Genomic DNA, 25081 nt, shown 5'->3' on the forward strand with positions numbered 1-25081 from the left:
CAACCCATGGGGCAGCCGTTGTGCGCTTGTCTCGATGGCGGTTGACCCGGTCAGGATCGTCACACGATGCCACGTTCCCGCAGCAGCTCGATCACGCGCTCAGCCGCTTCCTCGGAAGAAAGGGTCGAGGCCGGCAGCACCAGCTCCGCGTTCTGCGGGCGTTCATACGGCGAGTCGATACCCGTGAAATTCTTCAGATCGCCACGCCGGGCTTTCTTGTAGAGGCCCTTGACATCGCGCTCCTCGGCCACGGCCAGCGGAGTGTCCACGAACACTTCGATGAACTCGCCTTCGGCCACCAGCGAGCGGGCCAGCTGGCGTTCGGCCCTGAACGGCGAGATGAAGGCGGTGAGGACGATCAGGCCGGCGTCCACCATGAGGCGTGCGACTTCGCCCACGCGGCGGATGTTCTCCACACGGTCTTCTTCCGTGAAACCCAGGTCTTTGTTCAGGCCGTGGCGGACGTTGTCGCCGTCCAGCAGGTAAGTGTGTCGCCCCATGGCAAACAGCTTTTTTTCGACCAGGTTGGCGATGGTGGATTTGCCGGCGCCGGAGAGCCCGGTAAACCAGAGCACGCAGGGTTTCTGGGCCTTTTGCTCGCTGCGCGCTGCCTTGTGCACGTCCACGTGCTGCAGATGGATGTTCTGGCTGCGGCGCAGTGCGAAGTGCAGCAGGCCGGCGCCCACGGTGTTGTTGGACAGGCGGTCGATCAGGATGAACCCGCCGGTGTCGCGGTCTTCGGCGTAGGGGTCAAAGGGGATGGCGCGGTCGAGGTTCACGTTGCAGACACCGATGGCGTTCAGATCGAGCTTCTTGGCGGCGATGTGCTCCATGGTGTTGACGTTGACCTGGTACTTGATCTCGGTCACGGTGGCGGTGACGGTCTTGGTACCGATCTTGAGCAGGTAGGGGCGGCCGGGGAACAGCGGCTCCTCGTGCATCCAGACGATGGTGGTCTCGAACTGGTCGGCCACACCGGCGGGTGCTTGCGCCTGCGAGAGGATGTCGCCGCGCGAGATGTCGATCTCGTCGGTCAGCGTCAGCGTGATGGACTGGCCGGCCACGGCCTGTTGCAGGTCGCCGTCGAAGGTGACGATGCGCTCGACCGTGCTTTCCTTGCCCGAAGGCTGTGTGCGGATGCGGTCGCCCACCCTCACCATGCCGCCCGCGTGGTGCCGGAGAAACCGCGGAAGTCGAGGTTGGGGCGGTTGACCCACTGCACCGGCATGCGGAACGGGGTTTTCTGCTGGCGCGCCTCATCGATTTCCACCGTCTCCAGGTAGCCCATGAGCGTGGTGCCGTGGAACCAGGGCATGCGGTCGCTGGGCTCGACGATGTTGTCGCCCTTGAAGGCCGACAGCGGAATGAAGGTGACGTCGCTCAGGCCGATCTGCCTGGCGAAGGCTTCGAAGTCTTCGACGATCCTGCGGTAGGTCTTTTCGCTGTAGTCCACCAGGTCCATCTTGTTGATGGCGACCACGGTGTGGCGGATGCCGATCAGCGAGGTGAGGTAGCTGTGGCGGCGCGTCTGCGTGAGGATGCCTTTGCGCGCATCGACCATCAGGATCGCGACGTCGGCCGTCGAGGCGCCGGTCACCATGTTGCGCGTGTACTGCTCGTGGCCGGGGGTGTCGGCGACGATGAACTTGCGCTTGTCGGTGGAGAAGAAGCGGTAGGCCACGTCGATGGTGATGCCCTGTTCGCGCTCCGCGGCCAGGCCATCGACCAGCAGGGCGAAGTCGATGGCGTCGCCCTGGGTGCCAAACTTTTTGGAGTCGGCGACCACGGCGGCGAGCTGGTCTTCGAACAGCATCTTGGACTCGTAGAGCAGGCGCCCGATGAGCGTGCTCTTGCCGTCGTCCACGCTGCCGCAGGTGATGAAGCGCAGCAGGCTCTTGTGTTCGTGGGCCTTGAGATATTCGCCGATGTCGGTGGCGATGAGGTCGGAAACGTGTGCCATCAGAAATACCCTTCCTGCTTCTTCTTTTCCATGGACGCGGCGGCATCGTGGTCGATCACGCGGCCCTGGCGTTCAGAGGTGGTGGTGAGCAGCATCTCCTGGATGATCTCGGGTAGCGTGGCGGCTTCGGACTCCACGGCGCCGGTGAGCGGGTAGCAGCCCAGGGTGCGAAAGCGCACCTTTTTCATCATCGGCACTTCGCCCGGTTTGAGCGGCATGCGGTCGTCGTCCACCATGATCAGCGTGCCGTCGCGGCGGACCACCGGGCGTTCGGCCGCGTAGTACAGCGGCACGATCGGGATGTTTTGCAGGTGGATGTATTGCCAGATGTCGAGCTCGGTCCAGTTCGAGATCGGGAACACGCGGATCGACTCGCCTTTGTGCTTGCGCGCGTTGTACAGCTTCCAGAGCTCGGGACGCTGATTCTTGGGGTCCCAGCGGTGCTGCCCCGAGCGGAACGAGAAGATGCGCTCCTTGGCGCGGGACTTCTCTTCGTCGCGGCGCGCGCCGCCAAAGGCCGCGTCAAAACCGTAGAGGTCCAGCGCCTGCTTCAGGCCCTCGGTTTTCATGATGTCGGTGTGGATGGCCGAGCCGTGCGTGAAAGGATTGATGTCCTTCTCGATGCCGTCCGGGTTGATGTGCACCAGCAGCTCCAGGCCCAGTTCCCTGGCCATGCGGTCGCGGAAGGCGTACATCTCGCGGAATTTCCAGCGCGTGTCCACGTGCAGCAGTTTGAACGGGGGCTTGGACGGGTAGAACGCTTTCATTGCCAGGTGCAGCATGACGGCGCTGTCCTTGCCGATCGAGTAGAGCATGACCGGGTTGTCCGTTTCGGCCACGACCTCTCGCATGATGTGGATGCTCTCGGCTTCCAGCCGTTGCAGGTGGGTCAGCGTCATGGGTGTGCTTTCGGATGACTGGGGTGACAGAAGGGCGCGTTGGGTGGCGGGGCGGACCGGTGCGTCCGTGGCGTCCGTGGCGTCGGTCCCCTCGGGTTCCTGGAGGGCCACCGACCCGCTGCGCTGCTGCAGCCAGGCAGCGATTTCCGGCAGACGCTGCAAAGTGGTGGCGCCAGCCAGCAGGAAGGTGGTGGGCTTGTGGCTGGCATCGGCCAGCGGACGCCAGAGCGCCAGGTGGTCGCTGGCCTGCAGGGCGTCGCTCGCATGCAGGCGCCAGTGGATGGCGCCGCGGCTGTCGACCGCCACACGGCTGAGCGGTCGGCAGCCCAGGGCCTGGTAATGGCCGGGGTCGAGCCGCAGCGGGAAGCTGCGCAGCTGATAGCGCTTGCGTCCGGGCTGGCTCGGCGGCAGGGCTTGATCGGGCAGGTACAGGCCGATGCGGCGGCACCACTGGAGGATGCCGGTCCGCCCCACCACCAGGCCGTGTTCGCTGAACCATTGCGCCACCTGGTTCACGTTCCAGGCCGCTGGGCCGTCGCCACTGAGCATGTGGCGCAGCAGGGCCAGTTCCTGGGCGGGGCTGAATGCAGAGGCCTGCGCGGCCGGTCGCCCGCGTCGGGGGTTGACCGTGACGGCGGCCCAGCCGCCCGTCTTGAAGGCCTTGACCGCCGCGATGATGGTGGGCGCGCTCAGCTGCGTGGCCTGTTTCACAGCGCTCAGGGTGTGGCCTTCCAGCCGCAACTGAACCGCCTGGCGGCGCTGGCTGTTCAAGGCTTCGACGGTGATCTGGTTGCCGCTCATGGGGGCTTTCCCTGTGCTAAACATTTAATTGAATGAGTCTTGTTAAACCATTCGATAGAATGATCGGCAGGTTTGTTTGAGGGGGAGTCCCGTCCATGAGCGCACCCAACCACGCCGACCTGTTGCAGCAACTGGTGCCCATCGTGCGCGCTGCGGGTGAGCTGGTGATGGCGGTGTACGCCACCAACTTCGACGTGGTCAGCAAAGACGACGCCTCGCCGGTGACAGCGGCCGATCAGCAGGCGGAAGACCTGATCACCGAAGCCCTGGCCCGGCTCACACCCGGGATTCCGGTGGTCGGCGAAGAGGCGGTGTCGGGTGGCGCACAGCCCGCCATCGGTGAACGCTTCTGGCTGGTGGATCCGCTGGATGGCACCAGGGAATTCATCAGCCGCAACGGCGAATTCACGGTCAACATCGCGCTGGTGGAGCACGGGCAGCCGGTGTTGGGTGTGGTGCTGGCCCCGGCCCTGGGCGCGTTGTACGCGGGTGGCGTGGGCCTGGGTGCGTGGGTGGAGCAGGATGGCCAGCGCACACCGATTGCCTGCCGTGCCGTGCCGCCCGAAGGCCTGTCGGTGGTGGCCAGCCGCTCGCACGGCGACGCGGCCGCGCTGGACGCGTTTCTGGCCGGGCGCAAGGTCGCGCACAACGTCAGCGCAGGCTCATCGCTCAAACTGTGCCTGGTGGCCAGCGGGCAGGCCGATGTGTACCCCCGTCTGGGCCGCACCATGGAATGGGACATTGCCGCCGGTCACGCGGTGCTCAGCGGTGCGGGTGGCGCGGTCGAGCGGCTGGACGGCCAGCCGCTGCGCTACGGCAAACCGGGTCTGGACAACCCCCACTTTGCAGCCTGGGGTCTGCGCTGAAGCGCGGCGGACCTGCGATGACCGCTGCCCTGACACTGTTGTCCATCATGGTCCTGCTGGGGCGGCTGGTCCAGGGCCGGTGGTCGGCTGCGGTGTTGGCCTGTGGGCCGCGGCGTATTTCCTGTTTGGCCTGATCGACGAAAAGGCCTTGCTGGCGCGCTGTTTCAATCTGGCGCTGGCGACGCTGATCCTTTTGCTGCTGGTGTCGCTGGAGCTGGAGCGTTCGGCGCTGCTTCCGCTGCTGGACCGAATTTTCCGGCAGAAGGCACTCCCGGCTTCGCGCCAGCAGCCACCTGTCGCCGATCGGCATGTTCCAGCAGGCTTGGGTGGGGGTGCCGGTGGCATTGGCCTGCATCGGCAGGGCGACAGCCGGGTGCGTCCGCACCTGAGCGGGTGCCAGAGCGCACAGGCACTGGAGTCTCATGAGCGGCGCAGCGCCGCGTGCACCCGCGCCGCGGCGTACGCATCGTTGGCCGCGTAAACCAGTTGCGCTTCGCTCAGGCGCGGATTGGCCCAGTTGGAGGTGGCGGCTTTCTTGGACTTGATGAAGCGCTGGTTGAACAGCACCGCCACCGCGCCTTTCACGCCCATGTCCTTGCGGTAACCCTGCTGGCGAAAGACGTGGTTCAGCTCCAGTACGCCGGCCGGCTCCACCAGCAGTTTGCTCACGATGCGCTTGGTGTCGTCGCCGAGGCCAAAACCGGCTTTGGTGAACGCCGCGTCGGCGAGCAGGCCCGCCACCAGCTCGCGGCAGGCCGGGTCCTGCAGCTGGAACACCCAGGCGTGCTGCAGCGTGGCGAGCTGCACGATGTGCGGCCCGTCGGACACCTGGTCCTTGAAGAACGTGGGTTTGCTCTCGGTGTCAAAACCCCAGGCCGCATGGTCACGCAGCGCCGCCGCGGCTTCGCGGGCCTGCACCACCGTGTCCACCAGCGTGATGCGGTCCAGGCCCAGGCGGTCAAATTCAGGCAGCAGGGCGATGGCTTCCTTGTCGGGCGTGGGGCGGGTGGTTTGCATGGGGTCGGTGGCGGGTGGCCGCTGTGGGCGGGATCGATAATCAGGGCATTGTGCAACGCGCCCCGATGCACTCCTTTGTGCCCGATGCCTTCATGACCTACACACTCCAGCTCTACGTGTCCGACGACACCACGCCCGCGCAGCGCCAGGCGGCCGAGCGGCTGTTCCGCAAGGCGCTGGAGGCGGCCCTGGGGGACGCCGCATTGGTGGCGCCGGTGTACTCGGCTTATCAGGCCATCGTGGCCCGGTATGGCGACACGCCCGACGTGGAAGCGCTCACGGTGGAGGAGCGCACGGTGTTCGAACACTGGCAGCTCGCCGAGACGGCGGCCGTCGAAGCGGTGTTCGGACCGCACCGGCACCTGGACGAAGGCGGCTACCAGATCGTCTTGCCCGCATAATCGCTACCCCGTTCACGTCCTCCCTGGGCGCTCACTCCCTTTGAAGGACTCCCCATGAGAAAAACCTATCCCCTGCGGCCCGAGGGCAAAAATCCCGACCGCGTGCTCGATGCCGTCAAGCACGACATCCGCAAATACATGAAGCGCGAACGCCGCCGCGATCTGCCCGAAGGCGCGACGTTCTGGGATTTCGACTGCCGCTTCGGTGCGGACAAGGACAGTGCACAAACCGCCAACCCGGCCGAGCTGATCGGCCTGCTCGATGTGTTGGCCAAGGCGGGTGGCGAGCAGTGTTATGTGGAACTGCTGGCCAAGCCCGGTGTGCGCCAGCCGCGACCGGCTGGCCTGGCGGCTAAGGACGATGACGGGTCTTCGCCCGTGCCTTCCGATTCCGACGACTGAGGCTTCGCAGCGGGCCGCCCGGCGAGCGGGCGGCTGACGGCTTCGCCGCTACTCGGGCTGGCCGGTCTTCGCGGCCGCCGCTGCGCGCAGCTTGTCTTTCTTGCTCGGGCGCTTGCCCTTGATGCCGCCGCCCGCCGGCCCGGCCGGCGCAGCCGCATCGGTGGGCTCAAACCCGGGCAATTGTTCCAGCGGCAGGCTCAAGCCCTGGCGTTTTTCGATCAGGCGCCAATGGGCCTCGGTGTCGGCACTCACGAAGCTCACGGCCAGGCCGCTTTCGCCCGCCCGGCCGGTGCGGCCGATGCGGTGCACGTAGTCCACCGCCGAGCGCGGCAGGTCGAAGTTCACCACAACGGGCAGTTGCGCGATGTCGATGCCGCGCGCGGCGAGATCGGTGGTGACCACCACGTCCCAGCGCTTTTCCTTGAACTCCTGCAGCGCCTGCTTGCGCGCGCCCTGGCTCAGACCGCCGTGGAACGACGTGGCGAACAGATCACCGTGGTGCAGCTTGGCGGCAAGCCGCTCGGCGGCGTATTGCGTGGCCACGAACACGAGCACACGCTCCCAGCTGTTGTCCTTGATCAGTTGCCGAAGCAGCTGGGTGCGACGGCTCGCGTCGACCGCGATCGCTCGCTGCAGGATCACGGCTTCTGCCTGCGCCGGTGTGGGCACGTCCACGCGCTGCGGGTCACGCAGCAGGCCCCCCGCCAGGGCTTCCACCGCGGGTGGGAAGGTGGCCGAGAAAAACAGGTTTTGTCGCTGTGCGGGCAACAGGGCGAGCACGCGGTCCAGCTCGTCGGCAAAACCCAGGTCGAGCAATCGGTCGGCCTCGTCCAGCACCAGCAGCTCCACGGCCGATAGGCGCAGCGCGTTGTGCTCCACCAGGTCAAGCAGGCGCCCTGGCGTGGCGACCATCACATCGGCGCCCCCTCGCAGCGCCATGAGCTGCGGGTTGATGGACACGCCACCAAACGCCACAGCGATGCGCGGGCGGGAGGGCAGGTGTTGCGCCAGGCTGCGCAGCACCTCGCCCACCTGGGCGGCCAGTTCGCGCGTCGGCACCAGCACGAGTGCGCGCACGCGCCGCGGTGTGTGCATGGGCCCGGTTTGCAGGCGTTGCAGCAGCGGCAGGGCAAAGGCCGCGGTCTTGCCCGATCCGGTCTGGGCCGTGGCCAGCAGGTCGGCGCCGCTCAGCACGGCGGGGATGGCTTCCAGCTGGATGGGGGTGGGCGCGGTGAAGCCGAGTTCGGCGGCGGCCTGGGCGAGGATGGGGGCAAGCCCGAGGGAGATGAATGGCATGGGGGGTGAAGTTTAACGGTCGGCCCCCGCGGGGCAGCCCCGCGTTACGATGCGGGCCCATGAAAAGCAAGTTGTCATCTTTGGGCGGCCTGGTGTACTCCACCGAAGCGGGTCGCATGTGTCCTGGTTGCCGGCAACCGGTGGCGCGGTGCATTTGCAAGCAGGCGGTGGTGCCCGCGGGCGACGGCACCGTGCGCGTGTCGCGCGAAACCAAGGGCCGGGGCGGCAAGGCGGTGACGCTGGTGAAAGGCGTGGCGCTGGATGCCGCGGGCCTGACGGCGCTGGGCAAACAGCTCAAGGCGGCTTGCGGCACGGGCGGGACGGTGAAGGACGGCGTGATCGAGATCCAGGGCGATCACGTGGACAAGGTGATGACCGCGCTGCAGGCGCAGGGGCACAAGGTCAAACGCGCCGGGGGCTGAACGCCCGCGTCGCTACACGAGCTTCGCCCACCACAGCCGCAGTCGCATACCGATCTCGCTGGTGTAGCCCACGCTGGCGCTGCGCAGACGGCCATCGGCATCCACCACCACGAACGCGGGCACGGCGCGAAAGCCCAGCGTTTGCGCCAGTGCGCCGCGCGTGTCGACCGCGGTGGCCCAGGGCAATTCCCGTTTCACCAGCACACGCGCCACGGCATCGGGCGGACCGGATTGCATCGCCACGGTCAGCACCGGCCAGTCGCGCCCCAGGCGCGTGACACTGTGTTCCTCGGTGCGGCAGATGGGGCACCACTCGGCCCAGATGTGCAGCGCCACCGGCTGGCCCGGGTGCTGCGCGCGCCAGGCGGCCAAGGTGGTGTCGATGCGACTGCCATTGGGCTGGATCAGGGTGAAGGCCAGCTCGGGCGCAGAGCCCGAGGGCACGTTGCGCGTCTGCCAGGCCTGCACGCCGAACACCACGGCCAGCACCATCGCCAGCGTGCCGAGGTGGCTTTTCCAGCGTGTGCGCAGGTTCTGGCGCAGGCGCTCCCACCAGCTGTGAGCGGCGTTCATGAGGCGGCTCAGCGCAGCACTTCAAGCAGGCGGTCCAGCCCGCCTTCGTTGATGGCCACCATGGCCTGTTCGCGCACTTTGGGTTTGGCGTGGTAGGCCACCGACAGACCCGCCTCGCCCATCATGGGCAGGTCGTTGGCGCCGTCGCCCATGGCGATGCACTGGCCCGGTTCGATGCCCAGCAGCGAAGCCACCTCCAGCAGCGTGCGGCGCTTCTCCGCGCCGTCACAGATGTCACCCCAGGCCTGATCCACCATGCGGCCGGTGAGCTGCCCGCAGTTGGGGCCGCTCTCGATTTCCAGCACGTTGGAGCGGGTGAAGTCGATGCCGAGGCGGTCGCGCACCCGGTCGGTGAAATAGGTGAAACCACCCGAGACCAGCAACACCTTCAGCCCGGCGGCCTTGCAGGCTTTCACCAGCGCTTCGGCACCCGGGTTGAGCTGCAGGCGTTCGGCCAGCACCTGCTCCATGTGGGCCACCGTCACGCCGCGCAGCAGCGCGACGCGTTGGCGCAGGCTTTCCTTGTAGTCGGTGATCTCGCCGCGCATCGCAGCTTCGGTGATGGCGGCGACCTCGGCCTTGCGGCCGGCGGCATCGGCGATTTCGTCCACGCACTCGATGTTGATGAGCGTGGAGTCCATGTCGAACGCGATGAGCTTGAAGTCCTTGAGTTTCAGCGGCGGCGTGAAGCCTTGAACGGTGAGGCCGGGGGCGAATTCGGTGGTGGAAGTCATCCCGGAATTATCGCGGGAGCCGGGATGACCGTTCCGCTCAGGACTTGGGCTGTGCCAGCACCTGGCTCATCGCGCGAATCTGCACCTTCAGATCGCCGCCCACCAGGTCCGCCACCGATTGCTGGTCGCTGGTGACGGTGAAGCCGGCTGCCTGCAACCGGGTCTTGACGTCGTCGGTGCTGGTGCCCGCCACCTGGGCCAGCACGGTGATCGGGGCCTTGGCCAGAGCGCGTACAGGTGGCGCAAAGCCAGGTTCGCTGCCTGCGCTGCCGCCGGCCGGAATGAAGCTCAGCGCCAGCACCAAGGCAAACGCCCCCATGATCACGCGACCCGGGGTCTGGCTGAAATAGCGTTTGAAGGCCGGCATGTGCAGCAGCACGTGCAGCGAGACGCCGATCACCATGACCCAGCTCAGCCACTCGTGCGCGGTCTTGTTCAGACCGCTGTCGAGGTGAAAGAACATCAGCACGCCGGTGACGGTGGAGAGCAGAAAGGCGCCGATCACGACGGGCGTGATCCAGGGACGGTGGGTGGACAGGTTCATGGGGTTTCCCTTCGGTTCAGAAGCCGCGATGGTGCGGCGCCAACATGAAGTTTCTTGGCGCGCACGTGAACGGCAGGTGAACGCCGCGCCCAGCGGCGGTGGTCCTTGATGCAGATCAAGCCTCGGCTGGCGCAGCCTCGGGCTTCAGTGGCTGCCCCAGCGAGCGCAGCACGTCGCGCACCAGCTGCACCCGGTCTTTCACCTCCGGCAGGGCGCGTTCGATGCGCAGCTTCTCGTTGCCCGCCAGCTTGATGTGCCGGTTCTTCTGGATCAACTCGATGATGCGCATCGGCTCGATGGGCGGGTTGGCCTTGAAGGTGATGTTGGTCACCCCTGGCGCCGCGTCCACCTTCACCACGCCGTAGGGCGTGCTGATGCAGCGCAGGCGGTGCACGTCGATCAGCGTCTGCGTCTGCGGGGGCAGCTTGCCGAAGCGGTCCACGATCTCTTCGAGCAGCGCATCCACCTGGTCGGTGGTCTTGGCGGTGGCGAGCTTCTTGTAGAACGAGAGGCGCAGGTGCACGTCGCCGCAGTAGTCGCTGGGCAGCAGGGCGGGGGCGTGCAGGTTGATGTCGGTGGTCACGCTCAGCGGGCTGAGCAGGTCGGGCTCGCGCCCGGCTTTCAGCGAGCGCACGGCTTCGTTGAGCATCTCGTTGTAGAGCTGGAAGCCCACCTCCAGCATGTTGCCGCTCTGGTTCTCGCCGAGCACCTCGCCCGCACCCCGGATCTCCAGGTCGTGCATCGCGAGGTAGAAGCCCGAGCCCAGTTCTTCCATCTGCTGGATCGCGTCGAGCCGCTGCGCCGCCTGCTTGGTCAGGCCTTCGATGTCCGGCACCATGAGGTAGGCGTAGGCCTGGTGGTGGCTGCGGCCGACGCGGCCGCGCAGCTGGTGCAGCTGGGCCAGGCCGAACTTGTCGGCGCGGCTCATGACGATGGTGTTGGCCGTGGGCACGTCGATGCCGGTCTCGATGATGGTCGAGCACAGCAGCAGGTTGTAGCGCTGCGCCACGAAGTCGCGCATGACCCGCTCCAGATCCCGTTCGGGCATCTGGCCGTGGGCGATGGCGATGCGCGCCTCGGGCAATATCTCTTCCAGTTTCTGCTTGCGGTTCTCGATCGTCTCGACCTCGTTGTGCAGGAAATAGACTTGGCCGCCGCGCTTCAACTCGCGCAACACGGCCTCGCGGATCACGCCGTTGCTCTCGCTGCGCACGAAGGTCTTGATCGCCAGGCGGCGCTGCGGCGCGGTGGCGATGACCGAGAGGTCGCGCAGGCCTTCGAGCGCCATGCCCAGGGTGCGCGGGATCGGTGTGGCGGTCAGCGTGAGCACGTCGACCTCGGCGCGCAAGGCCTTCATCTGCTCCTTGTGGCGCACGCCGAAGCGGTGTTCCTCGTCGATGATGAGCAGGCCCAGGTCTTTGAACTGCGTCTTCTCGCTCAGCAGCTTGTGTGTGCCGACGACGATGTCCACCGATCCGTCGGCGATGCCCTTTTGTGCCGCGGTGATTTCCTTCTGCGAGCGGAAGCGGCTCATCTCGGCGATCTTCACCGGCCACTTGCCGAAGCGGTCCACCAGCGTCTGGTAGTGCTGCTCGGCCAGCAGCGTTGTGGGAGCGAGGAAGGCCACCTGGCGCCCGCCAGTCACGGCCACGAACGCGGCGCGCAAGGCCACCTCGGTCTTGCCGAAGCCCACGTCGCCGCACACCAGCCGGTCCATCGGGCGCGGGCTGATCATGTCCTGGATCACCGCATGGATCGCGCCGCGCTGGTCGGCGGTTTCGTCGAAGCCGAAGTCGTTGGCGAAAATCTCGTAGTCCTGCGCACTGAAGCGGAACGCATGGCCCTGGCGCGCGGCGCGGCGGGCGTAGATGTTCAGCAACTCGGCGGCGGCGTCGCGCACCTGCTCGGCGGCCTTGCGCTTGGCCTTTTCCCACTGGCCGCTGCCCAGGCGGTGCAGCGGCGCCTCGTCGGCGCTCACGCCGGTGTAGCGGCCGATCAGCTGCAGCTGGCTCACCGGCACATAGAGCACGGCCTTGTCGGCGTATTCGAGGTGCAGGAACTCCATCAGCGCGGGCGTGCCGTCCGGGTTCTTTTCGCCCATGTCCATGTGGACCAGGCCGCGGTAACGGCCGATGCCGTGCGCGTTGTGCACCACCGGGTCGCCCACGTTGAGCTCACTCAGGTCCTTGATCAGTGCGTCAACGTCGCTGACCTGCTCCTGCCTCTTGCGCCGGCGCGTGGTGGGGCCGGCGGCGAAGAGTTCGGTCTCCGTGACGAAGTCGATGCCGTCTTCGAGCGAACTGAAACCGACCGTGAGCATCGAGGTGGCGATGCCGGTCTTTTCGTCGCTGGCCTGGAACTCGGCCAGCGAATCGAAGGCCGGCGGGTTCAGGCCACTGGCGCGCAGGAAGTCCAGCAGGCTCTCGCGTCGGCCATCGCTCTCGGCCAGCAGCAGCACGCGGTGTGGTGTGTTGCGGATGTGGCTCTGCAGGCGCGAGAGCGGGTCTTCGGCGCCGCGCAGCACCGAGAGGTCGCCCAGCTTCTGCGCGAAAGCGTTGTCTTCGATGTCGTCCACGCCCGAGCCAGCGCCGGGCCGCCCCAAGCTGGCGAGCGCCCCCTCGGGGGGCAGCGAACCCTGCGCAGCAGGGAGCGTGGGGGCACGGGGTCTGATGGCGAGCTGCGCGTGCGCGTTGGCACCGGTGTAGAACTGCTCGGCCGAAAGGAACAGGCTCTCGGGCGGCAGCGCCGGGCGCTCGGGGTCGCCCTTGACGAGGCGGTAGCGGTCCTGCGTGTCCTGCCAGAAGCGCTGGAAGGCGGGCTCCAGGTCACCGTGCAGCACAACCGTGGCCGCTTCGCCGAGGTAGTCGAAGACCGTGGCGGTCTGCTCGAAGAACAGTGGCAGGTAGTACTCGATGCCGGCGGTGGCCACGCCGTTGCCCATGTCCTTGTAGACGCGGCTCTTGGTCGGGTCGCCGTCGAGCAGTTCGCGCCAGCGGCTGCGGAATTTGGCGCGCGCTGCGTCGTCCATCGGGAACTCGCGCCCGGGCAGCAGCCGCACCTCGGGCACCGGGTAGAGGCTGCGCTGGCTGTCGGGGTCGAAGGTGCGGATGCTGTCGATTTCGTCGTCGAACAGGTCCACGCGATACGGCACCTGCGAGCCCATGGGGAAGAGGTCGATCAGCCCGCCGCGCACCGCGTATTCACCCGGGCTCACCACCTGGGTCACGTGCTGGTAGCCCGCGAGCGTGAGCTGGCCCTTGAGTTTGGCTTCGTCGAGCTTCTGCTTGACCTTGAACTGGAAGGTGTAGCCGGCCAGGAAGGAAGGTGGCGCCAGGCGGTACAGCGCGGTGGTGGCGGGCACCAGCACCACGTCGGCACCGGTGTCCTTGTCGTGCTGCTGGATGCGCCAGAGCGTGGCCAGGCGCTCGGAGATCAGGTCCTGGTGCGGCGAAAAGGTGTCGTAGGGCAGGGTCTCCCAGTCCGGGAACAGCGCGCAGCGCAGACCGGGCGCGAAGAACGCCATCTCGTCGATCAGGCGCTGCGCGTCGGTGGCGTCGGCGGTGACGATGGCGGTGAGCCGGCCAGCCGCTTTCTCGCGCACACCGAGCTGGGCCAGCAGCAGCGCATCGGCGGCGCCGGTCGGGCGGGGCAGGGTGTAGCGTTTGCCGGGAGTGAGTTTGGGCAGTTCCATGGGCGTTGGTGGCTCGCGCGGTGCGGGGTGCAAGACCTCGGGTCCTGCAGATCCCATGACAAACACCCCCCGCCTGTTGAGGTGGGGGGTGTGAAAGCACTGATTCTAGAATGCGGTCACTTCCATGACCGACACCCTTCTTCCAAATCCCCCCAACCCGGCACCCCGTTGCCACGTCGTGCTGCCTTGCGCAGGAACGGGATCGCGCGCAGGAACCGCTGCGCCCAAACAGTACGAGACCGTGGCCGGACGGCCCATGGTCTTGCACACGCTGGCCGCGTTCCAGGCGGTGGAGCGCATCGGGCGTTGCCTGGTGGTGGTGGCGCCCGGCGACCACTTTTTGAGTCTGGACGATCCACGCACCCAGCTCGCACGCTGTGGTGGTGCCACCCGGGCTCAGAGTGTGTTCAATGGCCTGCAGGTGCTGCTGGACAGCGGGGCCGATAACAGCGACTGGGTGCTGGTGCACGATGCGGCGCGCTGCCTGGTCACCCCGGCGCAGATCGAGCATCTGATGGACGCCTGCGCGCACGATGCCGTGGGTGGCCTGCTGGCGCTCAAGCTGCCCGACACGCTCAAGGTGGAAACCGCGGGCCGGGTGGCTGCGACCGTGGACCGCTCGGACAAGTGGCTCGCGCAGACGCCGCAGATGTTCCGCATTGGCGCCTTGCGCGCGGCACTGGCCGCCCAGGCAGACAATGGCTTTGCCGGTGTGACCGACGAGGCCAGCGCCATGGAGCTGGCGGGGCTGCAACCGCTGCTGGTGCCCGGCAGCGCGCAGAATTTCAAGGTCACCTATCCGGAAGACTTTGCAATGGCAGAAGCCATTCTCAGGAGCAGAACATGAATGCCGCGCACATGTCTTTTCGCATCGGCGAGGGCTGGGACGTGCATGCCCTGGTACCCGGTCGTCCGTTGATCATCGGCGGCGTCACCATTCCCCACGCCATGGGTCTGCTGGGTCATTCGGATGCTGACGTGCTGTTGCATGCGATCACCGATGCGTTGCTGGGAGCGGCTGCGCTGGGCGATATCGGTCGCCATTTTCCGGACACCGATGAACGCTTCAAGGGTGCCGATTCCATCGTGTTGCTGGCCGAAGCGATGCGCCGCGTTCGCGCGGCCGGTTTCGAGGTTGGCAACATCGACAGCACCGTGATCGCGCAGGCACCCAAGCTGGCTTCCCACATCGCCGCCATGGGCGAGGCCATTGCGCGTGCACTCGGCGTGGCGGTGCACCAGGTCAATGTGAAAGCCAAGACCGCCGAGAAGTTCGGACCCGTAGGGCAGGGGTTGTCGATCGAAGCCCGGGCGGTGGTTTTGTTGACCGTGACACCCTGAGCGGGTTCGGCCTCAGGCTTTGGCGAGCGGCAGCTTGATGTGCGCAGCCAGTCCGCCGGTGCTGCTGTTGGCCAGGGTAAAGCGCCCACCCATGCGGGCAATCGCCCGCTCGACGATGGCCAGGCCCAGGCCGGTGCCGGTGGCCGAGGTACGGGAGGCATCGCCCCGGAAGAACGGCTGGGTCAGCTGGGCCAGCATCTCCGCATGCACACCGGTACCGTGGTCACGCAGTTTGATCAGCACCCATTCGTCCTTGGTGCGGGCGGCGATCTCGATCCGCACCCGACCACTTTCCGGATCCCTGCCATAGCGCTGGGCGTTTTCCAGCAGGTTGGAGAACACGCGGTGCAGCTCCACCGCGTCGCCCATGACCACCGTGTCGGCAGGAATGGCGGTGAGCACCTCCACGTCCGGCGCGCTGCCCAGCGAAAACACGGCGGCGTCGATGACCTGGTTGAGACTCACGCGCTCGGGCTCCAGGTGGTCGGGGCGCGCGTAGTCGAGAAACTTGTCGATGATGGCGTTGACCTGTTCGATGTCGGCCGCCATGTGCTCGCGGGCCTGCGGGTCGCCCACGCTCATCTCGGTTTCCAGCCGCAAACGCGCCAGGGGCGTGCGCAGATCGTGGGAAATGCCGGCCAGCATGAGCGCACGGTCCTGCTCGATCTTGGAGAGTCGCTGGGCCATGCGGTTGAAGCCGATGTTGACCTGGCGGATTTCGCTGGTGGCCACTGTCTCATTGAGCTGGCTGGCGTTGAAATCCCCTTCGCGCACCCGGCTGGCGGCAAACGAGAGCTTCTTCAACGGGCGGTTGATCAGCCGCGCAATCAGGGCCGCTCCGGCCAGGGAGAGCAGGGCGGCCGTGCCGAGCCAGATGAGCCACGTGATGCCGGCCACCAGTTCGACGCGTGAGGGATCGGTCTGCAGCCAGTAGGGATCGTTGTCGATGCTGAATCCGATCCACAGCCCGCCCGTGTTGTTCACTTCACGGGCCACCACGGTGTCTGGTCCCAGGCGGGCCTTGACCTGTTCGCTGATGCGGCGGCTGAGCGAGTCGGTGTTGTAGAGCCGGTAGGTGTCGCCCGGCTCGCGCGGTGCGATGCGCACCTTCTCTTCGTCTGCCAGTGTCTTGACCAGAGACACCCGCGCGATGGAGTCGGCGTGGATCAGGCCAGCGCGGGTCAGGTTGACCAGCGAGGCCAGCTGCTGGGCGCTTTGCAGCGCACGGGGTTCAAACTCCAGGGCGCGAAAGGTCTGCAGCCACGCAATGATGCAACCCAGCAGCAGCATGGCCAACAGGAAGAACGTGCGCCAGAAAAGGCTGACTTCCCTGGGCGGACGAATACCCAGTGGCGCGGGGGCCGTTTCGAGAGCAGCGGGCTGGGTTTCAAACGGAACGCGCGACTCTTCGGACATCAGGCGCTGCCGTCCGGCACGAACACATAGCCCACCCCCCAGACCGTCTGCAGGTAGCGCGGCGAGGCTGCATCCTCTTCGATCAGCTTGCGCAGGCGCGACACCTGCACGTCCAGGCTGCGGTCGAACGGTTCAAACTCACGGCCGCGGGCGAGCTGGGCCAGCTTCTCGCGCGACAGCGGCTGGCGCGGGTGGCGCACCAGGGCCTTGAGCATGGCGAACTCGCCGGTGGTGAGGGGCAGGTCCACGCCCTCCTTGCGCAGGGTGCGCAGGCTCAGGTCGAACTCGAACGGACCAAAGGTCACCATCTCGGCATCCTGCGACGGTGCGCCGGGCACTTCGGTGGGCGGGCGGCGGCGCAGCACTGCGTGGATGCGGGCCAGCAGTTCGCGCGGGTTGAAGGGCTTGCCCAGGTAATCGTCGGCGCCGACTTCAAGCCCGACGATGCGGTCCACGTCTTCGCTCTTGGCGGTCAGCATGATGATGGGTGTGCGGTCGGCGTTGGCGCGCAGGCGGCGGCAGATGGACAGGCCGTCTTCGCCGGGCATCATGAGGTCAAGCACGATCAGGTCCACCGCTTCACGTTGCAGCACGCGGTTGAGGGCCTTGCCGTCTTCGGCCAGCATCACTTCAAAGCCTTCCTGCATCAGGTAGCGGCGCAGCAGATCGCGGATGCGGACGTCGTCGTCTACGACCAGGATCTTGTTCGGGCGGGTGTTGGTTTGTGGCATGGCAGCAACTCTCGGAAAATGTAACAGAGGCCATTGTGGCAGCGCCAAGTGCTTGTCAGGCCACGTTTTTTGTGTTCTTGACAGGCTGTTACAACTGTTGCCCAAGGGGTCAGGACCGTTACCATGCTTGCCTCCCACAATGATGCTTTTATCCATGCCCCGTTCCAACATGAAGCTGGTTTTTTCTCTGGGAAGTCTTTTGCTGTGTCTCTCGCCCACGGTCGGTGCCGCGGAGGTTCCCGCCCATCAGGACCAGGTTCAGGCAGCGGCCATGGTGCTGCCTTTGGAGTCTTCCGCGGGCGAGCCGCGTGGCCCGGTGCGGCTGCGTGATGCCTTGCGCTATTCGGACAGCGACAGTGACGCGGAGGAAGTCAAACCCTACCGACTCTCGGCCGAAGAACGGCAGCGGTTGCGTGAGCAATTGCGCAACCAGTCGTTTGATCAACAGCCGAGAAAGTAGAGTTCCATGCTGAAAACCTTCCTGAAGAAAAACGGCGCTGAAATTTCATTTGTTCCTGCTCGGTCGCTGCTGGTCGCATTGGCTTGTGGTGGGTTGCTGTCGGCTGGATGGGCCCAGACCCCCGCCGTGGCCCATGATCCGGCTCATGTGGTGAACCTGTCCGCAAGCAGCTTTCTGGAGGTCGAGCAGGACTGGCTTTCCATGAGCCTGAGCACCACGCGCGAAGGCAACGACGCCACCGCGGTCCAGAATCAGCTCAAACAGGCGCTTGACGCGGCGCTGGCCGTGGCCCGGCCGGCGGCGCAGCCGGAGTTGCTGGAACTGCGGACCGGGCAGTTCAGCCTGTATCCGCGCTACGGTACCAACGGCAAGATCAACGGTTGGCGGGGCAGCGCCGAACTGTGGCTGGAGGGGCGCGACTTTGGTCGCATCAGCAGCACGGCCGGCAAGGTCCAGACGCTCACGATGGGCGAGGTGGGTTTTTCGCTGTCGCGCAAGGCCCAGCAGCGACTCGAATCGGATGTGCAGGGGCAGGCGATCGAGCGCTTCAAAGGCAAGGCCGCTGAAGTGGCCAAGGGTTTTGGTTTCAGTGGCTACACCCTGCGCGAGGTGTCGGTCAGTTCGGCCGACCAGGGCGGTGGACCGGTGCGCCCGCGCATGATGGCCATGGAAGCCAAGACCTCAATGGCCGATACCCCGGTGCCGGTCGAGGCGGGCAAGAGCATGGTGAGCGTGACCGTGTCCGGTTCGATCCAGCTGCGTTGAGTAACGCTGCTCCCAGGCAAAAGGCCCGCATCGCGGGCCTTTTGTTTCGCGTTGTTGGCGTGTTATTGCGCCACCCAGCCACCGTCCATGTTCCAGGCCACGCCGCGCACGTTGTTGCCTGCGGGCGAGCAGAAAAAGACGGCCAGTTCACCCAGTTCCTCCGGGGAGGTGAACTGCATCGACGGCTCTTTTTCGCCCAGCAAGACGTTCTTCGCTTCCTCATTGGAAACGCCCAGTGCAACCGCCTTGGCGTCCACCTGTTTCTGCACCAGCGGCGTGAGAACCCAGCCCGGGCAGATCGCGTTGCAGGTCACGCCGGAGGTCGCGTTTTCCAGGGCCGTCACCTTGGTCAGGCCGACCACGCCGTGCTTGGCCGCCACGTAGGCCGACTTTTCGGCCGAGCCCACCAGGCCGTGCACCGAGGCCACGTTGATGATGCGGCCCCAGTTGGCCGCGCGCATGGCCGGAATCGCCAGGCGGGAAGCGTGGAAGGCGCTGGTGAGGTTGATCGCTATGATCGCGTCCCACTTCTCCACGGGGAAGTCTTCAACCCGCGCCACGTGCTGGATGCCGGCGTTGTTGACCAGGATGTCCACACGCCCGAACCGTTCTGCGGCGAACTTCATCATGTCTTCGATTTCGGCGGGCTTGCTCATGTCGGCACCGTGGTACGCGACCTGGACCCCCAAGGCCACGATCTCGGCTTTCGGGCCCTCGACATCGCCAAAGCCGTTGAGCACGATGTTGGCGCCCTGGCGCGCGAGCGCTTTGGCAATGCCCAGTCCGATGCCGCTGGTGGAACCGGTGACAAGGGCAGTTTTGTTGGCAAGCATGGGTAAGCTCCTGTTCCATTACGATAGGTTGAAAACACTGGATTCATTATCACGGAGACACAGGGAAGGGCCCGGTTCATGCAGTCACCACAGCTTCGATTTCTGCCCGTCAGCGGGCCTGCTCCCCGCGACGGGGGGGTGCGCCGCATGGCTTACTGGGACTGGACTTCCGACCCGGAGGCACAGGGGCGCCATGTTGTCATCTGTGTGCACGGGCTTTCGCGTCAGGGGCGAGATTTCGATGTGCTGGCGCAGGCGCTGACACCGCGTTCGCGTGTGCTGGCGGTCGATGTGGCCGGGAGGGGTTACAGCGACTGGCTGGCCGATCCCATGGCGTACCAGTTGGGCAACTACGTGGCCGATCTGGCGGCGCTGGTACTGCAGGTGCGGGCCGAAGTTCCCGACGCCGCGATTGACTGGGTGGGCACCAGCATGGGCGGTCTCATCGGCATGGCGATCGCGGCCCAGCCCGCGATTGCACCGCGCCGACTGGTGCTCAACGACGTCGGTCCGGTGATCGAATGGCCGGCCCTGCAGCGCATCGGCGACTATCTGGGCCTGAATCCGTCGTTCGCCAGCGAGCAGGACGCCGTGGCTTATCTGGCTTCCATCTCCACCGGCTTTGGGCCTCATTCACCGGCCCAATGGCTGGCTTTTTCCCGGCCCATGTTGCGCGAGCGCGATGGTCGCTGGTGGCTGCATTACGACCCGGCCATCGCGCAGCCCTACAAAGCGATGACCACCGGTATGGAAGAGGCGGCCGCTCGGCAGTTTGTGCAAGACGGTGAGCGCACGCTCTGGGCGCTCTACGATGCCATCGGCGCGCCCACCCTGTTGCTGCGAGGTGCCGACTCCGATCTGCTGACCCGTGCCACCGCATCCGAGATGGGTCAGAGAGGCCCGCGGGCGCGCTGTGTTGAATTTTCAGGCGTCGGACACGCGCCGACGCTGTTGGTCCCCGATCAGGTCGCCGTGGTGCAGGAATTTTTGTGGGCGGTGTGAGCCGACCTACTGAGTTGAGATGAAACGTTCGCTTGCCACTTTTCCGCCCGTGGGGGCGCCTTCCCCGTCTGAGGTGGCCCCAACGGGCCTGGGAACTTCTTCGGCCATCGTGGCCGCCACTTCCGACAGCTTGCCCCACCAGGCGCAGGCACTGGCGCGGGCGCGCGCTTTCGCCGAACCGCTGCTGGCCTCCGAGCAGCTGGATACCGGCGAAAACACCCTGGCCCATGCCGATGCCGTGGCGGCTATCCTGAGCGACATTGGCGGCTCCGAAGCCATGCAGGCGGCCGTCTATCTGGTGTACACCTGTCCGTACCTGAACCGTCCGCAGGAGGTGATTGCCAAGGCCTTTGGTGACAACTTTGCCGCTCTGGCCATGGAGACCACCAAGCTGGTGCAGCTGCAGCATCAGGCGCGCATCAAGTCGGCCGAGGTGCTGGCCAAGAAAGTCGAAGAGCGCCTGGCTGCGCAGGACCAGGCCTTGCCCGTTGTGTCACCGGGCAAGGCGCCTGTTTCGGAGCTGGCGGCAAGCCAGACCGAAAACGTGCGCAAGATGCTGCTGGCCTTTTCGCGCGATCTGCGCGTGGTGATGCTGCGACTGGCCTCCCGGCTGCAGACTTTGCGCTACTTCGCTGCGTGCAAGGGCGACCCGGGCGAGGCGCTGGCCAGCGAGTCGCTGCATGTGTTTGCGCCGCTGGCCAATCGGCTGGGCATCTGGCAGATCAAGTGGGAGATGGAAGACCTGGCTTTCCGTTTCCTGGAGCCTCACACCTACAAACAGGTCGCCCGTCTGCTGGACGAGAAGCGTGCCGAGCGTGAAGCGCATGTCGAACAGGTCCGCCAGCAGCTGGAGCAGGACCTTCAGCGCCAGGGCATAAAAGCTTCGGTGGAGGGCCGGCCCAAGCACATCTACAGCATCGTCAAGAAGATGCGGGGCAAGGCGCTCGATTTTGACCAGGTGTTCGACATTCGTGCGCTTCGGGTGGTGGTTCCACAGACCGACGACTGCTACGGAGTGCTGGCGCTGGTGCACGCGCACTTCAAACCGGTGGCCGAAGAGTTTGACGACTACATCGCCAAGCCCAAACCCAACGGCTACCAGTCGCTGCATACCGTGGTGCGCGACGAACAGGGCAGGGCGTTTGAAATCCAGATCCGTTCCCAGGCCATGCACGACCACGCCGAGCACGGCGTCGCCGCACACTGGGCCTACAAGGAAGCGGGCGCGAAAGGGTATGCGGGCGTTTCGGCGAGTTCGGAATACGACGCCAAGATCGCCGTGCTGCGCCAGCTGCTGGCCTGGGAACGCGACCTCAGTGGCAGTGCCAAGGGTCTGTTCGACGACCGCATCTATGTGCTGACGCCCGATGCCGCGATCGTGGAGTTGCCTCAGGGTGCCACCGCTGTGGATTTCGCCTACACCGTGCACACGAACCTGGGTCACCGTTGCCGGGGCGCCCGCGTCGACGGCGCCATGGTCACGCTGAACACGCCGCTGCAAAACGGGCAGACGGTGGAGATCACCGCGGCCAAGGAAGGCGGGCCGTCGCGGGACTGGCTCAACGCCGACCTGGGTTACCTCGTCAGCCACCGGGCCAAGAGCAAGGTGCGCGCCTGGTTCAATGCCCTGGCCATGGAAGAAACCATCGCCAGAGGCCGCGACGCGGTTGAAAAGCTGCTGCAGCGCGAGGGCCGCACGGCGCTCAGGTTTGACGACCTGGCCACGGCCATGGGCCTGGCGTCAGCGCAGGCGCTGTTTGAGCAGGTCGGGAAAGACGAGCTCTCGCTGCGGGCCATCGAAACCCATCTGCGACCCGCTGAGCCTTCCGAGCCGGCCGAAGAGCTGGCGTGGCTGAAGAAGCCGCGCAAGCGCACCGGGCCATCGCCGGGCGGTGTTCTGGTGGTGGGGGTCGACTCGCTCATGACGCAGCTGGCGAAATGCTGCAAACCTGCCCCGCCAGACGACATCTGCGGGTTCGTGACGCGCGGCAAGGGTGTGAGCATCCACCGCAGCGATTGCAGTGACTTCGCCCACCTGCAGCGCAAGAGCCCGGACCGTGTCATCGAGGTGCAGTGGGGTGGACAGACCGGCGGTGGGCGCGATGGTTCGGCCGAGGTGTATCCGGTGGACGTGGCGGTCGAAGCGCAGGACCGGCAGGGCCTGCTGCGCGACATTTCCGAAGTGTTTGCCCGCGAAAAAATGAACGTGATCGGTGTGCAGACCCAGTCGGTCAGAGGCGTTGCGTGGATGACGTTCACCATCGAGGTGATCGACTCGCGCCAGGTGGCGAGAGCGATGGCGGTGGTGGGTGATGTGGCTGGTGTTCGCGTGGTGCGCCGAAAATGAAACAGTCTGGCAAAAAGCCGCACTGAAAGCTGCTATACTGCGAGGCTTCGGACAGTTTGTAGGCGCGTAGCTCAGCTGGTTAGAGCACCACCTTGACATGGTGGGGGTCGTTGGTTCGAGTCCAATCGCGCCTACCAAACCTTTTCCGATGCATCAAAGGCCTGACGGTAACGTCTGGCCTTTTTTTGTGTCCAGAATGCGATCGAGCGCAGCGCCGGGCGTCGCGGTAGCCCACAGGGTAAACCCATGCAGACAGTTGTCAGGATGGGTTCCTAGAATGTGCCGTATGCTCTGACCAGCTCTGGTTCCCGAGCCGCTCCCATTCTGAAAGTCCAGCAGTGCAAAAAAGCAAGGCCGAAGCCAGCAGCGCCAACCCGGGCGTCTTGCGCATCATCAAGAAATATCCCAACCGGCGTCTGTATGACACCGATACCTCTTCCTACATCACGCTGGCCGAGGTCAAGGCGCTGGTGATGGACAACGAGCACTTTGTGGTGCGAGACGCCAAGACCAATGACGACCTGACCCGCAGCATCCTGCTGCAGATCATCCTGGAAGAAGAAACCGCGGGCGTGCCCATCTTCACCGAGCAGGTGCTGGCCAACATCATCCGCTTCTACGGTCACGCCATGCAGGACTTCATGGGCTCGTATCTGGAGAAGAACGTGCAGATCTTCATGGATCTGCAGAACAAGATGACCGAGCAGACGAAGGGCCTCAACCCCGAAGTCTGGAAGCAGTTCACCAATGTGCAGTCGCCCATGATGCAAGGCATGATGGGCACCTACATGGAGCAGTCGCGCAGCGCGTTCACGCAGATGCAGGAGCAGATGCAAAAGAACAGCGAGCAGATGCTGGCCGCACTCGGTCTCAAGCGCTGACACGGTCACCTGTTCTTCCGAGCCGGGTCTGAGACAATCGGGCCATGACTGAAACTGTTGCCACCCCGGGCGCCGCGGCGCCCAAGGTCGGTTTTGTGAGCCTGGGTTGTCCCAAGGCGCTGACCGACTCCGAACTCATCCTCACGCAGCTCAGCGCCGAGGGTTACCAGACTTCCAAGACCTTTGCCGGTGCCGATCTCGTGATCGTGAACACCTGCGGTTTCATTGACGATGCGGTGAGGGAAAGCCTGGACACGATTGGCGAAGCCCTGGCCGAAAACGGCAAGGTGATCGTGACCGGGTGCCTCGGGGCTCGCGAAGCCGATGGCGGTGGCAACATGGTGCGGCAAATGCATCCGAGCGTGCTGGCCGTGACCGGTCCGCACGCCACCCACGAGGTGATGGAGGCGGTGCACCTGCACCTGCCCAAGCCGCACGACCCGTTTGTCGATCTGGTGCCTGCACAGGGCATCAAGCTCACGCCGCGCCATTACGCCTACCTGAAGATCAGCGAAGGCTGCAACCACCGCTGCACCTTCTGCATCATCCCGTCCATGCGCGGTGATCTGGTGAGCCGACCGATCGGTGATGTGCTGACCGAAGCACGCAAACTGTTCGAAGCGGGTGTCAAGGAATTGTTGGTGGTGAGCCAGGACACCTCGGCTTATGGGGTGGATGTGCAGTACCGCACCGGGTTCTGGGACGGCAAGCCGGTCAAGACGCGCATGTTTGATCTGGTGCGCTCGCTGGGCGAACTGGCCAAGGGCTTTGGTGCCTGGGTCCGCCTGCACTATGTGTACCCGTACCCGCACGTGGACGACATCGTTCCGCTGATGGCCGAAGGTCTGTGCCTGCCGTACCTGGACGTTCCGCTGCAGCACAGCCACCCCGATGTGCTCAAGCGCATGAAGCGCCCAGCCAGCGGCGAGCGCAACCTGGAGCGCATCGCGCGTTGGCGCGAGCTGTGTCCGGAGATTGTGGTGCGCAGCACCTTCATTGCCGGCTTCCCTGGTGAGACCGAGGCCGAGTTCCAGCATCTGCTGGATTTCGTGCAGGAAGCGCGTATCGACCGTGCCGGCTGTTTTGCCTATTCGCCGGTGAGCGGCGCTGCAGCGAATGCGCTGGCCGGCCCGGTGCCCGATGCGGTGCGTGAAGAGCGTCGTGCGCGCTTCATGGCGGTGGCTGAAGGCGTGTCGGCCGACAAGCTGCGCGAGCGCGTTGGCGCGACCATGCAGGTGCTGGTGGATTCGGCGCCGGGCATGGGCAAGAAGGGTGGCGTGGGCCGCAGCTATGCCGATGCGCCGGAGATCGATGGCGTGGTGCGGCTGCTGCCGCCCGAGAAGATCAGCAAGACGCTGAAGGTGGGCGAATTCACCAAGGCGCGCATCGTGGCCGCAGAGGGGCACGACTTGCTGGCGGTGCCGTTTTGACCTTGGCCGCTTTGGCATGCCGCTCTGATGGCCTTCAGGTGGTCATCCGCGAAACCCCGGATCTGAAAGTGAAAAGCCGGCGCGCTGTGTGCGTGCCGGCTTCATTGTTTTTCCGTTCGGAAAAACAAAAAAAGGGCTTGCAAACATCGCGTTTGCAAGCCCTTATCATTGGTGCCCAGGAGAGGACTCGAACCTCCACGCCTCTCAGCGCTAGTACCTGAAACTAGTGCGTCTACCAATTCCGCCACCTGGGCATTTCAGGAAAAACG

At 65.5% G+C, this 25081-nt stretch carries 23 protein-coding genes, 2 tRNA genes and 2 pseudogenes; 14 read left to right on the plus strand and 13 right to left on the minus strand.

Features of this window, described 5'->3' with window-relative positions; translation table 11 throughout:
- Window positions 1-59: 59 nt before the first annotated feature.
- The 3 genes and pseudogenes from cysN to AC23D4_RS01835 form a co-directional block, all read right to left on the minus strand.
- Window positions 60-1960: pseudogene (cysN, locus tag AC23D4_RS01825) on the minus strand (sulfate adenylyltransferase subunit CysN).
- Window positions 1960-2859 carry a sulfate adenylyltransferase subunit CysD gene (gene cysD, locus AC23D4_RS01830; RefSeq protein WP_487623734.1) on the minus strand — a complete coding sequence of 300 codons (900 nt, stop codon included), beginning with the start codon at window positions 2857-2859 and terminating at the stop codon, window positions 1960-1962. The pseudogene cysN and the gene cysD overlap by 1 nt, the downstream one beginning before the upstream one ends.
- 657 nt (window positions 2860-3516) lie before the next feature.
- Window positions 3517-3684, minus strand: a pseudogene (locus tag AC23D4_RS01835) (hypothetical protein); the annotation flags it as partial.
- A 71-nt stretch (window positions 3685-3755) separates the two neighbouring features.
- Here AC23D4_RS01835 and cysQ point away from each other — a divergent pair.
- Window positions 3756-4526, plus strand: coding sequence for a 3'(2'),5'-bisphosphate nucleotidase CysQ (gene cysQ / locus AC23D4_RS01840; RefSeq protein ID WP_472890351.1), 771 nt, complete (start codon window positions 3756-3758; stop codon window positions 4524-4526).
- Between the two features lie 79 nt (window positions 4527-4605).
- The gene (locus tag AC23D4_RS01845; RefSeq protein ID WP_472890350.1) at window positions 4606-5007 is read left to right on the plus strand and encodes a hypothetical protein; all 402 of its coding nucleotides are present in this window, start codon (window positions 4606-4608) and stop codon (window positions 5005-5007) included.
- Here AC23D4_RS01845 and AC23D4_RS01850 read toward each other — a convergent pair.
- The gene (locus AC23D4_RS01850) at window positions 4947-5543 is read right to left on the minus strand and encodes a 3'-5' exonuclease family protein (protein WP_472890349.1); all 597 of its coding nucleotides are present in this window, start codon (window positions 5541-5543) and stop codon (window positions 4947-4949) included. The two genes, AC23D4_RS01845 and AC23D4_RS01850, sit on opposite strands and share 61 nt — an antisense overlap.
- Before the next feature lie 92 nt (window positions 5544-5635).
- Between AC23D4_RS01850 and AC23D4_RS01855 the strand changes: the two genes are divergently transcribed.
- Together AC23D4_RS01855 and AC23D4_RS01860 are read left to right on the plus strand one after the other, a co-directional pair.
- On the plus strand, window positions 5636-5944 hold the full coding sequence (locus AC23D4_RS01855; protein WP_472890348.1) for a hypothetical protein: 309 nt from the start codon (window positions 5636-5638) through the stop codon (window positions 5942-5944).
- Between the two features lie 54 nt (window positions 5945-5998).
- Entirely contained in the window at window positions 5999-6346 is a 348-nt protein-coding gene (locus tag AC23D4_RS01860) for a DUF6172 family protein (protein ID WP_472890347.1), read from the plus strand.
- A gap of 48 nt (window positions 6347-6394) precedes the next feature.
- Here AC23D4_RS01860 and AC23D4_RS01865 read toward each other — a convergent pair whose 3' ends face one another.
- Window positions 6395-7642 carry a DEAD/DEAH box helicase gene (locus AC23D4_RS01865; protein WP_472890346.1) on the minus strand — a complete coding sequence of 416 codons (1248 nt, stop codon included), beginning with the start codon at window positions 7640-7642 and terminating at the stop codon, window positions 6395-6397.
- A 59-nt stretch (window positions 7643-7701) separates the two neighbouring features.
- On the opposite strand from AC23D4_RS01865, the gene AC23D4_RS01870 reads away from it, so the two are divergent.
- Window positions 7702-8064, plus strand: a complete 363-nt coding sequence (locus AC23D4_RS01870; RefSeq protein WP_472890345.1) for a translation initiation factor Sui1 — start codon at window positions 7702-7704, stop codon at window positions 8062-8064.
- Between the two features lie 12 nt (window positions 8065-8076).
- On the opposite strand, the gene AC23D4_RS01875 is transcribed toward AC23D4_RS01870, so the two are convergent.
- From AC23D4_RS01875 to mfd, 4 genes are all read right to left on the minus strand, one after another.
- Complete coding sequence (locus AC23D4_RS01875) at window positions 8077-8637, minus strand: redoxin family protein (protein WP_472890344.1); 561 nt, start codon at window positions 8635-8637, stop codon at window positions 8077-8079.
- Window positions 8638-8645: 8 nt separating this feature from the next.
- Window positions 8646-9371, minus strand: a complete 726-nt coding sequence (gene serB, locus AC23D4_RS01880; RefSeq protein ID WP_472890343.1) for a phosphoserine phosphatase SerB — start codon at window positions 9369-9371, stop codon at window positions 8646-8648.
- Between the two features lie 37 nt (window positions 9372-9408).
- Window positions 9409-9915, minus strand: a complete 507-nt coding sequence (locus AC23D4_RS01885) for a DUF4405 domain-containing protein (RefSeq protein ID WP_472890342.1) — start codon at window positions 9913-9915, stop codon at window positions 9409-9411.
- A 115-nt stretch (window positions 9916-10030) separates the two neighbouring features.
- The gene (mfd, locus tag AC23D4_RS01890; RefSeq protein WP_472890341.1) at window positions 10031-13606 is read right to left on the minus strand and encodes a transcription-repair coupling factor; all 3576 of its coding nucleotides are present in this window, start codon (window positions 13604-13606) and stop codon (window positions 10031-10033) included.
- Between the two features lie 124 nt (window positions 13607-13730).
- Between mfd and ispD the strand changes: the two genes are divergently transcribed.
- Complete coding sequence (gene ispD / locus AC23D4_RS01895) at window positions 13731-14453, plus strand: 2-C-methyl-D-erythritol 4-phosphate cytidylyltransferase (protein WP_472890340.1); 723 nt, start codon at window positions 13731-13733, stop codon at window positions 14451-14453.
- Window positions 14454-14464: 11 nt separating this feature from the next.
- Window positions 14465-14947 (plus strand): 2-C-methyl-D-erythritol 2,4-cyclodiphosphate synthase, encoded by a 483-nt coding sequence (gene ispF, locus AC23D4_RS01900; RefSeq protein WP_472890355.1) that lies wholly within the window; start codon window positions 14465-14467, stop codon window positions 14945-14947.
- A gap of 12 nt (window positions 14948-14959) precedes the next feature.
- On the opposite strand, the gene AC23D4_RS01905 is transcribed toward ispF, so the two are convergent.
- Entirely contained in the window at window positions 14960-16363 is a 1404-nt protein-coding gene (locus tag AC23D4_RS01905) for a sensor histidine kinase (protein WP_472890339.1), read from the minus strand.
- Window positions 16363-17094 carry an osmolarity response regulator transcription factor OmpR gene (gene ompR / locus AC23D4_RS01910; RefSeq protein WP_472890338.1) on the minus strand — a complete coding sequence of 244 codons (732 nt, stop codon included), beginning with the start codon at window positions 17092-17094 and terminating at the stop codon, window positions 16363-16365. The genes AC23D4_RS01905 and ompR overlap by 1 nt, the downstream gene beginning before the upstream one ends.
- A gap of 154 nt (window positions 17095-17248) precedes the next feature.
- On the opposite strand from ompR, the gene AC23D4_RS01915 reads away from it, so the two are divergent.
- Complete coding sequence (locus AC23D4_RS01915) at window positions 17249-17554, plus strand: hypothetical protein (protein WP_472890337.1); 306 nt, start codon at window positions 17249-17251, stop codon at window positions 17552-17554.
- A 6-nt stretch (window positions 17555-17560) separates the two neighbouring features.
- Complete coding sequence (locus AC23D4_RS01920) at window positions 17561-18319, plus strand: SIMPL domain-containing protein (protein ID WP_291189195.1); 759 nt, start codon at window positions 17561-17563, stop codon at window positions 18317-18319.
- Window positions 18320-18381: 62 nt separating this feature from the next.
- Here AC23D4_RS01920 and AC23D4_RS01925 read toward each other — a convergent pair whose 3' ends face one another.
- A complete protein-coding gene (locus AC23D4_RS01925; RefSeq protein WP_472890336.1) occupies window positions 18382-19152 on the minus strand; it encodes a 3-hydroxybutyrate dehydrogenase in 771 nt (256 codons plus the stop codon).
- A gap of 78 nt (window positions 19153-19230) precedes the next feature.
- Between AC23D4_RS01925 and AC23D4_RS01930 the strand changes: the two genes are divergently transcribed.
- From AC23D4_RS01930 to rimO, 5 genes are all read left to right on the plus strand, one after another.
- Window positions 19231-20154 (plus strand): alpha/beta fold hydrolase, encoded by a 924-nt coding sequence (locus tag AC23D4_RS01930; RefSeq protein ID WP_472890335.1) that lies wholly within the window; start codon window positions 19231-19233, stop codon window positions 20152-20154.
- A gap of 19 nt (window positions 20155-20173) precedes the next feature.
- Complete coding sequence (locus tag AC23D4_RS01935; protein ID WP_472890334.1) at window positions 20174-22501, plus strand: RelA/SpoT family protein; 2328 nt, start codon at window positions 20174-20176, stop codon at window positions 22499-22501.
- Between the two features lie 60 nt (window positions 22502-22561).
- Window positions 22562-22638, plus strand: a tRNA-Val gene (locus AC23D4_RS01940).
- A gap of 201 nt (window positions 22639-22839) precedes the next feature.
- On the plus strand, window positions 22840-23382 hold the full coding sequence (phaR, locus tag AC23D4_RS01945; RefSeq protein ID WP_177135022.1) for a polyhydroxyalkanoate synthesis repressor PhaR: 543 nt from the start codon (window positions 22840-22842) through the stop codon (window positions 23380-23382).
- Between the two features lie 44 nt (window positions 23383-23426).
- Entirely contained in the window at window positions 23427-24812 is a 1386-nt protein-coding gene (gene rimO, locus AC23D4_RS01950) for a 30S ribosomal protein S12 methylthiotransferase RimO (protein ID WP_472890333.1), read from the plus strand.
- Window positions 24813-24981: 169 nt separating this feature from the next.
- Here rimO and AC23D4_RS01955 read toward each other — a convergent pair.
- Window positions 24982-25066 (minus strand) — tRNA-Leu (locus AC23D4_RS01955).
- Window positions 25067-25081 lie beyond the last annotated feature (15 nt).

The sequence above is a fragment of the Hydrogenophaga sp. L76 genome (assembly GCF_057654755.1).